At 34.3% G+C, this 13,807-nt stretch carries 13 protein-coding genes; all 13 read right to left on the bottom strand.

What is annotated here, in order from left to right; genetic code table 11:
• Positions 1-96: 96 nt before the first annotated feature.
• The 13 genes from QQM35_RS07380 to gmk all read right to left on the bottom strand — a co-directional run bounded on the left by QQM35_RS07380 (position 97) and on the right by gmk (position 13,710).
• The gene (locus tag QQM35_RS07380) at positions 97-501 is read right to left on the bottom strand and encodes an SRPBCC domain-containing protein (RefSeq protein WP_251516381.1); all 405 of its coding nucleotides are present in this window, start codon (positions 499-501) and stop codon (positions 97-99) included.
• Between the two features lie 286 nt (positions 502-787).
• A complete protein-coding gene (gene pknB / locus QQM35_RS07375) occupies positions 788-2,815 on the bottom strand; it encodes a Stk1 family PASTA domain-containing Ser/Thr kinase (RefSeq protein WP_342610303.1) in 2,028 nt (675 codons plus the stop codon).
• Complete coding sequence (locus QQM35_RS07370) at positions 2,812-3,555, bottom strand: Stp1/IreP family PP2C-type Ser/Thr phosphatase (RefSeq protein WP_251516375.1); 744 nt, start codon at positions 3,553-3,555, stop codon at positions 2,812-2,814. The genes pknB and QQM35_RS07370 overlap by 4 nt, the downstream gene beginning before the upstream one ends.
• Positions 3,556-3,559: 4 nt before the next feature.
• Entirely contained in the window at positions 3,560-4,654 is a 1,095-nt protein-coding gene (rlmN, locus tag QQM35_RS07365; protein WP_251516372.1) for a 23S rRNA (adenine(2503)-C(2))-methyltransferase RlmN, read from the bottom strand.
• A gap of 3 nt (positions 4,655-4,657) precedes the next feature.
• On the bottom strand, positions 4,658-5,971 hold the full coding sequence (rsmB, locus tag QQM35_RS07360) for a 16S rRNA (cytosine(967)-C(5))-methyltransferase RsmB (RefSeq protein ID WP_342610302.1): 1,314 nt from the start codon (positions 5,969-5,971) through the stop codon (positions 4,658-4,660).
• Complete coding sequence (gene fmt / locus QQM35_RS07355; protein WP_251519017.1) at positions 5,968-6,900, bottom strand: methionyl-tRNA formyltransferase; 933 nt, start codon at positions 6,898-6,900, stop codon at positions 5,968-5,970. Before fmt ends, rsmB begins: the two co-directional genes overlap by 4 nt.
• Positions 6,893-7,381 (bottom strand): peptide deformylase, encoded by a 489-nt coding sequence (locus QQM35_RS07350; RefSeq protein WP_251516366.1) that lies wholly within the window; start codon positions 7,379-7,381, stop codon positions 6,893-6,895. Before QQM35_RS07350 ends, fmt begins: the two co-directional genes overlap by 8 nt.
• A gap of 287 nt (positions 7,382-7,668) precedes the next feature.
• Complete coding sequence (locus QQM35_RS07345) at positions 7,669-8,361, bottom strand: GNAT family N-acetyltransferase (RefSeq protein WP_251516364.1); 693 nt, start codon at positions 8,359-8,361, stop codon at positions 7,669-7,671.
• Between the two features lie 119 nt (positions 8,362-8,480).
• A complete protein-coding gene (locus QQM35_RS07340; protein ID WP_251943092.1) occupies positions 8,481-8,675 on the bottom strand; it encodes a helix-turn-helix domain-containing protein in 195 nt (64 codons plus the stop codon).
• 256 nt (positions 8,676-8,931) lie between these two features.
• Complete coding sequence (gene priA / locus QQM35_RS07335; RefSeq protein ID WP_342610301.1) at positions 8,932-11,340, bottom strand: primosomal protein N'; 2,409 nt, start codon at positions 11,338-11,340, stop codon at positions 8,932-8,934.
• 1 nt (position 11,341) lies between these two features.
• The gene (gene coaBC, locus QQM35_RS07330; protein WP_251516358.1) at positions 11,342-12,550 is read right to left on the bottom strand and encodes a bifunctional phosphopantothenoylcysteine decarboxylase/phosphopantothenate--cysteine ligase CoaBC; all 1,209 of its coding nucleotides are present in this window, start codon (positions 12,548-12,550) and stop codon (positions 11,342-11,344) included.
• 333 nt (positions 12,551-12,883) lie between these two features.
• Positions 12,884-13,087 carry a DNA-directed RNA polymerase subunit omega gene (gene rpoZ / locus QQM35_RS07325; RefSeq protein ID WP_251516357.1) on the bottom strand — a complete coding sequence of 68 codons (204 nt, stop codon included), beginning with the start codon at positions 13,085-13,087 and terminating at the stop codon, positions 12,884-12,886.
• Complete coding sequence (gmk, locus tag QQM35_RS07320; RefSeq protein ID WP_251516355.1) at positions 13,087-13,710, bottom strand: guanylate kinase; 624 nt, start codon at positions 13,708-13,710, stop codon at positions 13,087-13,089. The genes rpoZ and gmk overlap by 1 nt, the downstream gene beginning before the upstream one ends.
• Positions 13,711-13,807 lie beyond the last annotated feature (97 nt).

Raw genomic sequence — 13,807 nt, 5'->3', positions numbered from 1 at the left:
AACAACTTCATTTAATTAGTGTTTACATCTATATTAAATGAAACCTACAAGTCTTGTCTCAACTTTAGTATTATTAATTAAAATTATATAGGGCGTTTATCGTAAAGCTGCACGAATTTTATTACCAAATTCAACATAACTCTTAAGACAACTTAACATATAAACCCAACCTTCTTTTTGTCCTAAAATGAAATCCACATTATTATCATCTAAACCTTTTTCAGTTGCAGTCACAAGTGTTTGTCCTGATTCCTCTTCAAATGAAATAACAATTGTGCGCCCGTCCCATTTAAATTCTATCAATTCATTTGGAACCACTTTTGTAATATCTAAATTAATTACTGCATCATACTCTTTATATTCAACAGTCACTGTTTTACCTGTTTCCCATCTTTCAGAACTAGATGAAAACCAAAATCCACCTATTTGTTCCGGATCAACAATCGCTTCAAAAACCTTACTTGCATCTGATTCAACAACCATTTTTGTATCTATTTGCACTAACCAACACTCCTTTGTCTTTTGCTTTTAATTATAGTAGCCACAGTTAAGATTTCAAAACGTTTAAATCATCTGACACCTTCAAACAAAAAATGGGAGTGGGACAAAACTCAATCTTTCTAATAAAGATTTCGTAGTCCTGCCCCTGCAAGAATGGCTAGGTTTGGTAAAGGTTAATATAAGTGCATTTACAATTCGGTCATCTACTGTCTAATTAACAAAGAAGCTGAGACAACTATTTTTGTCCCAGCCTCTCCTAGTTTTATTTTATGATAAAATTCATCTTTTATTCATACGGAATGTCTTTATCGGCAACAATATCTCCGTCTACACGTACGGTATAACCAGCAGTTTTACCTTTCTCAATCGTCATCGGAATCTTAATCGTTTTATCCTTTTTAATTTTGAAAGTTTCAGCCGCAGAAGTACCATCATTATCTTTGTCTCGAATATAAACTTTTACTTCTTGACTATCATCGTCTTCTCCTGTATACGGCACATCTACAGATTCGGTATATTTTTTCGTGTCCGTATCGTCTGATGATTTTTCTTTATCTTCATCAGCACTCGCTTTACTATCAGCTTTGTCTGGCGATCCTGTCGACACAGTCAATTTAACTGTAGAGCCTTCTTTCACCTCTTTATCTTTAGGTGTTTGGCTAATGACATTATTCTTTTTAATATCTTTATCCGCTTGTTCTTTATCAACAACTACATTTAAGCCTTTTTGTTCAAGTTCAGATTTAGCTTTATCCACTGGCTTATTGACATAGTCGTCTACATACACTTTTTTAATACCTAAAGATTCAGTTAAAGTAATATTACTATCATTAACTTTAACTCTTTTACCTGGATCAATATTTTGCTTTTCAATCAAGCCTTTATCTAAATTATGCGTCGTATAACTTTGTTCAAAATTGATATCATTTATACCTAGGTTTTTCAGTTTATTTATAGCTTCATCTTTCTTTATACCATAGAGGTTTGGCATATCGACCATTTTAAGGCCTTTAGATAGAACGATATCAACTTTACTACCTTCTTCTAGTCGTTCACCTTTTTTAGGGTTTGTTTTAATAATTTTATTTTCCGGATACTTGTCACTATATGCTCGTGACACATTACCTACTTTTAAATTATTTTTTTCTAAAATATGTTGACCTGTTTTTTCTGTTTTACCTACTATGTCAGGAGAAACCAAGAATTTGTGACCGAACATACCTATCGCTAAAAATGCGATGAGTGCTAGCAATAATAGTGTCACAATAATAGTATAGAGAACTATTTTTCGTTTTGATTTTTTTTGTGGTTTTTTTGGACGTTGATGTGATTCATCTGATTGAAATTGTTGTTGATTTACAATAGGAATCTCCATCGTTTTTTTTATATTTTTGCCTTGTGTTTCTTTCTTTGTTTTTTCGTTAATTTCTGATTTATTAATCTTCACAGTTTCAGCACTGTCATCAGAAGAATTATAAACCTTTTCATTTTCACGTTGTGTTGACAATACAGTATCCAAATCACGTTGCATTTCTTCAACCGATTGATAACGATCTTCTTTATTTTTCTCAGTAGCCTTTAAAATGACATTACTTAAAGCTTGAGGTACAACATGTCGTTTCTCTGTAGCATTTGGCATTGGCGTTTGTAAATGTTTGATTGCTATACCGATAGCAGTTTCTCCAGTAAATGGCGGTTTACCAACTAACATTTCATACAACACAACACCAATTGAGTATATATCTGTACCATTATCTGTTGTTTCACCACGTGCTTGTTCAGGAGAAAGGTATTGAACCGTTCCCAATACATGGTTCGTTTGTGTCATTGTGGTTTCACTTAACGCCTTAGCAATACCAAAATCTAATATCTTTAACGTCTGATGTTGATCAACGAGTATGTTTTGCGGTTTAATATCACGATGGACGATTTTAGTGGCGTGAGCATGTTTAATACCTTCTAATATTTGGTTAATAAAGTTCAGTACTAATTTTAAGTCTAAAGGTTTGTGTTTCTGAATATACTCAGACAATGTTAAACCTTGTATATATTCCATAACTAGAAAAAAGTTGTCATCGTTTTCCGTCACATCAAACACGTTTACAATGTTCGGATGTGAAAGTTGAGTTAGATTATGGACTTCACGCTCAAATCGCATGATTGTGTCATCTTTTTCATTTGCGGGTATATTGATGGCTTTCACAGCTACTTTACGATTTAAAATTGTGTCATTCGCAAGGTAGACTGTGCTCATGCCACCGCCACCAAGTTTATTTAATATTTCATATCGGTCATTAATCACTTTGCCTATCATACTTTATCACCTTCAATTTCTGCCAATATCAGGCTGACATTATCATTGGTGTCAGATGATTTAGCAAGTTCGATTAAATTTTGACCTTGTTGGGCTAATTCATTTGGTTGTTGCAATGCCTCGTGAATCGTTTGATCATGTACAAAATCTGTTAAACCATCTGTATTTAATAATATATAATCGTAAAAATTAATTCTTTTTACAAAAATATCTGGTGTTACTAATTTGTCTGTCCCCATCACTTTCGTAATGATATTACGTTGTGGGTGGTTAAATGCTTCTTCCGGTGTAATTTGTCCCATCATAACGAGATGATTTACAAATGAATGATCATTAGTTATTTGTTCTATTTCTCTGCTGTTAATAATATAAGCACGAGAATCACCGATATTAGCCATTACGGTAAATCGATCGTAGATTAAAGCACAGACACAAGTTGTCCCCATACCTCTGTATTCAGGGGTTTCTACTGATTTTTGATACAACTCTCGATTAATCGACTTTAAGGTTGCGCGCAACCAATTTTCAGCTTGATCTGGCTCTATAAGGTTTTCTGATTCAAAATATCTTTGCAATTCTTTCGTTACGAATTGACTCGCCACTTCTCCTGCGCGATGACCACCCATGCCATCACACAAGACGAGTAATTGTTGATCAGTTTGATTATAAAAAACGCCACCAGCATCCTCATTCTTTTCTCGAAATTGACCTGTATCAGTAAAAAATTGTGCTCTTAGCATATCTCTACCTCGTTTCTACTTGTCTTTCCTTAGCACGTAATTGACCACAAGCAGCATCAATATCTGCACCTTGTTCACGTCTAATTGTAGCATTGATTCCTAAACGTTTTAATTCCTTTTCAAAGTTAAATATATCATCTTTTGGTGTCTTAACGTAATTTCTTTCAGGTACGTGGTTGACTGGAATTAAGTTGACGTGACAATTTAAGTGTTGGATTAGGTGTGCTAATTCACGCGCGTGTTTAGGTTGATCGTTAACGCCTCCGAATAACCCATATTCGAAAGTGATACGTCTATTCGTTTTCTCTTGATAATAATTAATTGCTTCCATTAGTTTTTCTACATTATAAGCTCTATTGATAGGCATTAAACGAGAACGTATTTCATCGTTTGCACCATGTAAACTTACAGCAAAGTTTATTTGGATGTCTTCTTCCGCAAAGTCATATATACGAGGAATGATACCCGATGTTGATACAGTGATATGACGTGCACCAATATTTAATCCATTATCATCGTTAACAATTCTTAAAAAGTCCATCATTTCATCATAGTTTTCAAATGGTTCGCCAATGCCCATAATAACAATTTGTGAAACACGCTCTTCAGTAGCGTCAAGCGCTTTTTGAACTGTTAATACTTGAGAGACAATTTCACCTGCTTCTAAATTACGCTTTAAACCGCCTAAAGTAGAGGCACAGAATGTACAACCGATACGACAACCAACTTGGGTTGTCACACATACTGAATTTCCATATTCATGACGCATTAAGACAGTTTCAATCGTATAACCATCTTGAAGTTCAAACAAGAACTTAATCGTACCGTCTCTACTTTCTTGTTTAACAACTGTTGAGAGTGTTGTCATAGCAAAGTTTTCTTTCAATAATTCTCTTAAATCCTTAGATAAGTTTGTCATTTCATCGATGTCATCTACACGCTTTTCATAAAGCCATTCAAAAATCTGCTTTGCTCTAAATTTTTGTTGACCCTTTTCTACTAACCAATTTTGCATTTCATCGTATCTTAACGAATAAATTGATTGCTTTTCAAAATTTGGCAAGAATTTATTCTTTTTCTTCTTTTCTGAGGTAATCATGTATTAATTTTCCTTTCTTTTAATTCTAGTTATAAAAAATCCATCAGAGTTAAAGTCTTGGGGTAGTATTTGCATCGTTTTTACAAGTTCACCAGTAATAGGATGAACAATAGGATCAAATTCAAAGTCTTTATTAGCTTTTAAAAATGTATAAATAACGTTCTCATTTTCCATTTGTTCTATCGTACAAGTTGAATACATTAACGTGCCACCTGGTTTCACGCTATCTTTGACATTGTCTAATATAGCTAACTGAGTTTCAACAAGTGAATCAATGCTTGTTTGTGACTGTTCGTATTTAATTTCGGGTTTATGGCGTAATACACCAAACCCACTACACGGAGCATCAACTAAAATCTTATCATATACTTTAGCGTACTTTTTAGTAGCATCATGTTCAAAAGAGGAAATGTTAGATAATCTTAACTTTTTAATATTAAAGTCGATTAAATCTATTTTGTGTTCGTGAATATCTGTCGCACCAATATTACCTGTATCATTTAATATTTCTGCCATATGGCATGCTTTACCACCCGGTGCACTACAAGCATCTAACACTTCATCGCCCTCTTTAAGATCCATTAGATGCGCCACAAACATCGAACTTTTATCTTGAATCGAAATCAAACCGTCTTTAAACAGACGCGATTCAATAATCGGCTTACTACTAATATGGAGACAATAAGCTAAATGTGGATCGACCTGCACACTATAACCTTCTTGTTCTAACCTTGATTGTGCTTCAGATACCGTAATTCTTGTGAGATTTACCCGCACAGTTTGATCTACCTTTGTTAACAGTGACTGTGCGATTGTTTCAGTTTGTGGTATATCGTGATGAGTCACCCAATGATCGACTAACCATTTTGGTAAACTATACTGTAAGGCAATTCTCTTCTTATCATCAGTGATCTCTGAAAAGTCGGGTAACTCACTACGCATGATTGATCGCAGTATACCATTGACAACATTTCCGTTATGCGGTCCACCTTTTGATTTAGCGATTTCAACAGCTTCATTGATAATCGCATGTTCTGGCACTTTATCTAGATAGACATATTGATAAATACTCATCCATAGTAACTGACGTACCCAACCTTTCAACTTCGTTTGAACAAAGGGTTTTAAATAATAATCTAAGGTGAATTTTCGCTTTAAAGTTCCGTAAACGAGTTCTGTAAATAAAGCTTTATCTGAGCGATTTAATTCATTATTTGAGAGCACTTCGTTAATGACGATATTACTATAGGCTTTATCGTTTAAAATATCTTGTAAGGTTTCAAATGCTAATGATCTTACTGTAACGTCTAATGTCATGTTAATTCCTTTCCTACGAGTGAGTCTTGAACGCCACTCAAGTAACTTGCAGCTAACATGCGTTTCTTACCGGCAACTTGAATATCTGTTAATGCAATCGCATCATCAGAGCCTGTAGCTACAATAATAGCCTTTTTAGTCGTTTCTATAATTGTACCCGGTTTACCAGATTTACCTTTTTCAATACGCGCTGCAAATAATTTCATATTTCCATCATCCATTTTTGTATATGCTACAGGCCAAGGAGATAATCCACGTATATGGTTGTATATTGTTTCAGCAGATTGAGACCAATCAACTTTTTCATCTTCTCTACTTATGTTTGAAGCAAAGGTTGCTGCTGTTTCATCTTGAGGGATGCTATCGTTCGTACCATTTATAATTGAAGGCAATGTTTCTTTGAGTAAATCTGCACCTAAAAAGCTTAATTTATCGTGCATAGAACCTACATCGTCTTGTTCTTCAATGGCGATAGATTGTTGAGAAATGATATTACCTGCATCGAGTTTCTTAACCATATACATGATGGTAATACCTGTTTCCTTTTCGCCCTCGATAATCGCTTGATGTATAGGTGCACCGCCTCGATATTTTGGTAATAATGAGGCATGCACGTTAATTGCTCCTAACTTTGGTGCATTTAATAAAGATTCAGGTAGTAATTGACCAAATGCTGCCGTGACGATTAAATCCGCATCTAAATCAATTAATTTTTGTAAGTCATCAGATTGAGATAGCTTTTCAGGCTGATAGACAGGTAGACCGTGATCAACTGCGACTTGTTTAACTGGTGGCGATGTGAGTTTACGCTTTCTACCAACAGGACGATCAGGTTGTGTTACGACTGCTATCACATTGTGTTCTGCAATTAGCATTTCTAATACTTTTGTTGAAAAATCTGGTGTACCCATAAAGATTACATTACTCATTTTCAAAATACGCCTCCACTTCTTCTTCATTTAATATTTTTTCAGCTCGTTGCGTAAATACAATTCCTTCAAAATGATCCATCATATGTAAAATCATACGTGCAACGTCATCGTGAGCTGTCATTTCTACTTCATTACCTTTTTTATCATTACTCTTTACGACAATCATTTTACTACGTTTCACTTCACCGAATACATCAGGAAAACTCACAGACCCTTCTAAATCTGTATCTGTTTCTTCTGACGCACTGACTAATTGTGGGTTAATCAATTGTAGTAAGCCATCAACTTCCATATCAATCATCGCAACCTGTTGAGATATTCCAATCTGAGGTGCACATATTGCAGACGCTTCTTCTGCGTACATCGTATCTTCTAAATCAAGTAATAATTGTTCTAATTGCGAATCAAATTGCGTTGTTTGTGGGATCTTTTTAGATAATATTGGATGTTTTGCTGGCACAAGTTTTTTTATCGTCATCTTGCTTACTCCTTAGAAAATTTCATCATGTCATTATAACTTACTTTTACTAGATTTGCACCCTGTTCTTCGACACTCAATCTATATTCTTATAGTAATATGATATGAAGTTGAATGCTAAAGATAAACAATGTTTATGCTGTATTATAATTTTAAATATAATTTTAGTTTACATAATAATGTTATGGTTTTAATATTTTTAAAATAAAACTAGAACATATCTCTATGCTCTAGTCGGTGTGTAATAATATTTAACTTTGTAGATGTATATGCCTTCGATCGTTACTTTATTTAATAGATAAAGTTGTTCGCTGACGCCCTTCTTCATCAAAGTTCGTAGGGTCTAACCATCTTTCATAAAACGGTTTAATGTTATACCAATCACTATCTGTCATTGCAAACCAACTTGTATCACGTGTTCTCCCTTTATATATAACATGGTTTCTAAAAGTACCTTCATATTGGAAACCAAGTCGTTGTGCTGCTTTTTTAGAGGGTTGATTGAGTGCATCACATTTCCATTCGTACCTTCTATATCCTAAGTTGTCGAATACATGTCGTGCTAATAAGAATTGTGCTTCCGTAGCAATCCGACTTTTCTGTAATTGATTTGAATAATGAATATGTCCTACTTCAATCGTACCGTGATTACAGTTGATACGTAACAGTGATACAATACCTAATGCTCGATTGGATGATTTATCAATTACAGCTATATAATAAGGGTCTTTACTCGTAATTTTCTCTCTAAATTGCTCTTTAAATGCAATATACGTTTGTGGTTGATCATCTGGTAAATATGTCCAATTAGGTGCATCTGATTCTTCTTTAAAATGCATATATAAGTCATCAATATGATGCTCTGTAAACTTTTCCAATCTGCAATAAATCCCAGTTAATGTTGAAAAATGTGGCATAGGTGGGTTATTAAAATCTGTTATTGATTCTCCAATAGGTTGATTAAAACGATTATATTGCATATTTGCTAGCCCCCTTTGTCATTAAATAAAATATATATTGTTTGACTAAAACTATTTGAAATGCAATCAAAATAATATTTTGTCATTTAACTAGGATTATAACTCAATCATACTTATGATTAACCAACATCATCTGCTGTCGTATTGAAAAACTCAGCTAACATCTTCGCATCCTCTTCTTTCAACATTTCTTTTTTAGCTTCAATATTTCTTATCATGTCCTTACTTAAATTTGAATTATATAATGAAGCTAAACGATTCGATAATTCTTCTATGCTCAAACCGGTAGCTTCTCTATTACTCATTAAACTCATAAGCACACCCCTCTGCACGAAAAATAAAATGTTATCCTTGAACTATCACAACATCTAAAACAATTGAAAAATTAAAATATTCTGAATATTTACTCGTTATTAATTAATATACCTTTATCATGGTTTAAATGCAATCCATGTTTAGTTCTATTTTAAATATTTTTAGAGTAAATACATTCAAAAAAATAGTACCTGAAACATCAATCAAAAAATAAAATCCCACTCAAAGATTTAAATTCTTTGAATGGGATTGTATTTACATTAACATTTGTGGGTTGATATCAATTTTTAATGAAAGTTTATCTTTAACATATAAATCATGGTAGTATTCATCTAAATATTTTAGGGCGTCTACTAATGCTGGCTCTTGTTTGTATTTGATTAATATTTGGAAACGATATTCTTTATTTATTCTTGATAATGCTGCAGGTGATGGCCCTAATACGAGCGATTTATCAGTTAAATATTGCAATAAAATTTTATGAATATGTTTTGAAGCTTCCATGACTTTTTTCATGTCTTTATGTGAAATCGTAAAGTTAATTAAAAAGAAATATGGAGGGTATTTTCCAAGTTTACGATAATTCATTTCTTTATCATAAAATTCTTTGAAGTTATTAGCTTGAACGTCTTTAATTGCATAATGTTCCGGATTATAAGTTTGTATAATTACCTTTCCTTCTTTTTCATGTCGTCCGGCACGACCTGCAACTTGGGTCAACAATTGGAATGTTCTTTCACTTGCTCTGAAATCTGGTAAATTTAACATCGTATCGGCATTCAACACACCGACTAACGTGATATTTGGGAAATCTAATCCTTTGGCAATCATTTGTGTGCCTAACAAGATATCTCCTTTACCTTCGCCGAAATCTTCTAGTAACTTTTCATGGGCGCCTTTACGTGAAGTCGTATCGACATCCATACGTATGATTCGAGCCTCTGGAAATGTTTGTTGTAATAACTCTTCAACACGTTGTGTCCCTGTCCCAACTTGTCTAATATGGTCACTCTCACAGTTTGGACATTGGTTCGAAGGTGTAGCTTGGTAACCACAATAATGACATTTCAACTGATCCGTTGACTTATGATAAGTTAAAGAAATATCACAATTTGGACATTGTGGTACGTGACCACAATCCCGACAAAGCATAAATGAAGCATAACCGCGTCTGTTTAAAAACAACACGATTTGTTCTTGTCGAGCAAGTTTTTCTTCAATTGCTTGATGTAACTGTTTAGAAAACATGGAACGGTTACCCGAGCTTAATTCCTCTCTCATATCAACAATATCGACTTCAGGTAATATCTTTTGATTAACTCTAGAAGGTAACGCTAACAGTTCATATACACCCTTTTCAGCACGTGCAAAGCTTTCTAAACTTGGCGTCGCACTCCCTAAAATTAATGGGCAATGATGATACTGACTCCGCCATTGTGCGATATCTCGTGCATGGTATCGTGGATAATCTTCTTGCTTATATGAAGATTCATGTTCTTCATCGATGATAATCATGCCTAAGTTTTTAAAAGGGGCAAAGACACTCGAGCGTGCACCTACACTCACACTTGCTTTTCCGTCACGTATTTTTTGCCACTCGTCATAACGTTCGCCTTTCGATAATCCCGAATGCAGTACAGCCACATCATCACCAAACCGACGTTTAAAACGCAATACCATTTGTGGCGTTAACGCAATTTCAGGTACGAGCATCATCGCTTGTTTCCCAAGATTAAGCACCGTTTCAATCGTCTGTAAATACACCTCGGTTTTACCTGATCCTGTTACGCCGTGAAGTAAAAATGTCCGTTGTTGCTGAGATTCAATCGTTTCTATTATTGAATCATAAGCTACTTGTTGCTCGGTGGTTAGTACTTGTTTTTCATCTTGTTCAAACACACGCGTTTCAAAAGGATCTCGATCAATGATGGCATCATATTTTTCAATAAATCCTTTACGAATTAATGTATCGATACTAGATTTAGAAAAGGACATTTCATCTAATTGTTTCAGAGTTACAGTATGGTGTTGTTCATCAATCAAATAAGCATAAACATCATATTGTTTCGGTGACTTTTCTAATGAACCTAACACTGCATCAACATCAAAGCCTTCAATTAACCTTACCGCTCTTTGTTTCTTTTTTGATACATTTTGCGTCAGTTTCGTTTCTTCTGAAATGACACCTTGCTTTAATAGAGGTGTTATAGCCGTTAAATCATTATTAGATTGAGCTTCTTTGTATGGGTATAACCCTTCGTTATTAAATTTTAGTTGTAGTTGTTGGGGTACTTCTGAAAATGATTCAATTTTAAAGTATTTCGTATACTTTGCTTTTATAGCACTCGGTAACATTGCCTCTAACATCGAAATACGTTTCGTAACAAAATATTGGTTGTACCACTCTGTTAATTGAATGAGTTCTTGTGTTAACTCAGGTTGGATATCTTGAATCTCTTTAATTTTCTTTAATTTTGAAATATCCATATCCGAATCAGGTTGGTCAGTCAGAGACATAATGTATCCTTGTACAGTTCGTGGACCAAATGGCACAATCACACGCATCCCAACTTGAATCATGGCTTGCATTTGATCCGGAATTAAATAATCAAAAGTGAAGTCAACACTTTTTGACGGAATGTCTACTATGACCTTTGCTATCATACTAATGCCACCTTGCTTCTACACTATCTACAATCATTTCTGCTAACTCTGTTTTTTTCTTTTTACCTAAATGTATATCATTACCATCTTTAAAGTACATCGTATAATCATTGTCGTCTGAACTAAATCCTATAGATAAATCTCCAACGTTATTAGCAATAATTACATCTGCTTTTTTACGTTCTAGCTTTTGCTTAGCATAAGCTTCAATATTTTGAGTTTCAGCTGCAAATCCAACTAAATATTGGTGTGTTTTATGTTCTCCTAAATATTTAAGAATATCCGGCGTACGTTTGAATGTGACAGATAATGTACCATCTTGTTTCTTCAATTTATGGTCTAGTGGTGTTTCTGGAGCATAATCTGAAACTGCTGCAGCTTTAAAGATAATGTCTTGGTTCTCGAAATTTGATTTTACAGCTTCAAACATTTCATCGGCACTCTTAACTTGAATTAAGTTGACCTGTTCTGGTGCTGTGAGATTTGTCGGTCCTGAAACAAGTGTGACAAGTGCACCACGTTGTTGAAGTGTTTCAGCTAAAGCATAACCTATTTTACCTGATGAACGATTAGATAAATATCTAACAGGATCAAGCTCTTCGACAGTCGGTCCTGCAGTAATTAAGACATGCTTACCTTTAAAACGACTTGGTTGTTCATGTGTAGATTCCTCTTCATTTTTGAAAAAGTGAGTCAAACGTTCAACGATTTGTAATGGTTCTTCCATACGTCCTTTAGCTACATAGCCACATGCTAAAAAGCCTTCACCAGGTTCTAAAAAGTGATATCCATCTGAACGTAAAATTGACATATTATGTTGCGTTCTATTGTTTTCATACATATGAACATTCATTGCAGGTGCAACGAACTTTGGTGTTTCTGTAGCAAGTAGCGTTGAAGTGACCATATCATCAGCAATACCATGTGCTAACTTTGCAAGGGTATTGGCAGTAGCAGGTGCGACAACGATGGCATCCGCCCAATCACCTAAAGCAACATGTTGTATTTCTTCTGGATTTTGTTCAATAAAGGTACTTGTATAAACCGTATTTCGACCAATCGCTTGAAAAGCTAAAGGCGTAACAAATTCTTGAGCATGATCAGTTAACATTACTCTGACATCGTAACCCGCTTGAGTGAGTTTACTCGTTAAATCAATCGCTTTATAAGCTGCAATACCGCCAGTAACGGCAAGTAATATTCGTTTCATTGCACATATCCTCCAACTAGAAATTTGTATCATACTTTTCTATTTATTTTAAAATTAAAGAAAATTTATCGTCATTATTTAATTTATTACTTTGTATTATACACAAAAGCTCAACAAAATTAAAAAGGGAGCAAGACAGAAATCTCATGGAAAAGATTTCGGCTAGAATATCAGATTTCATTTTTTAAGCTCACTACCGTGCTAAAAACAATAAAGAAATCTTATTGAACAAAGTGATATAAGTAAAGGTAGAGACCTCAATTGCCTCTACCTTCACTCATGTTATTAAATTATGTGTAATGTATTAACTTAATAAAATTGCATTTTAACAGTTTATTTAACTGTTCCGTTTGGATATACTTCGCCGTTAGCAATTTCTTCTAATGCTTTACCAACAGGTTTTTTTGATTCATAACTTGCTTGTACTTCTGTTTCAGGTTTTTCATCAATTTCACGTGCACGTTTAGCAGCTGTAGTTGCTACTAAATATTGTGAGTTAACTTGCTTCATTAATTGGTTTAAAGGTGGATTTAACATTATTTTTTCGCCTCCAAAATCATTTTTCTATATTTCGCTTCAATTCGTTCTCTTTTCAAATGCTCAGCGTCGACAATGGATTGAATACGTTGCTTTGCTAAATCTATTTCATCATTAACGACGACATAATCATACAAGTTCATCATTTCGACTTCTTTACGCGCTTCAGTAACGCGGCTTTGGATCTTTTCATCTGATTCCGTACCTCTGCCAACCAAGCGTTCACGTAAATCGTCTAAGCTTGGTGGCGCCAAAAAAATAAATAATGCATCAGGAAATTTCTTACGCACTTGTTTTGCGCCTTCAACTTCTATTTCTAAAAATACATCATAACCATCATCCATCGTGTTCTTAACATACTCAACAGGTGTCCCATAATAGTTTCCTACGTATTCTGCATATTCTATAAATTGATCTTGTTTAATTAGCTCTTCAAACTCAGCCTTTGTTTTGAAGAAATAATCAACACCATCCTCTTCGCCTTCACGCATATTACGTGTGGTCATAGAGATAGAATATTTGTATGAAGTAGACGGGTCTTCAAATATCTTCTTTCTAACTGTACCTTTGCCCACACCAGATGGTCCAGATAATACTATCAACAAACCTTTCTCATTATCCATGAATTACGACCTCTCTAAGCTATTCTTCTATTATTAACACATGATACCATATTCCCTATTTAATTGTATAGCTCTTTTAGGCTTAAACTTTGACGAT

The sequence above is a fragment of the Staphylococcus hsinchuensis genome, assembly GCF_038789205.1.
GTDB classification, from domain to species: domain Bacteria; phylum Bacillota; class Bacilli; order Staphylococcales; family Staphylococcaceae; genus Staphylococcus; species Staphylococcus hsinchuensis.
This window is presented reverse-complemented; position numbering and strand designations above follow the sequence as displayed.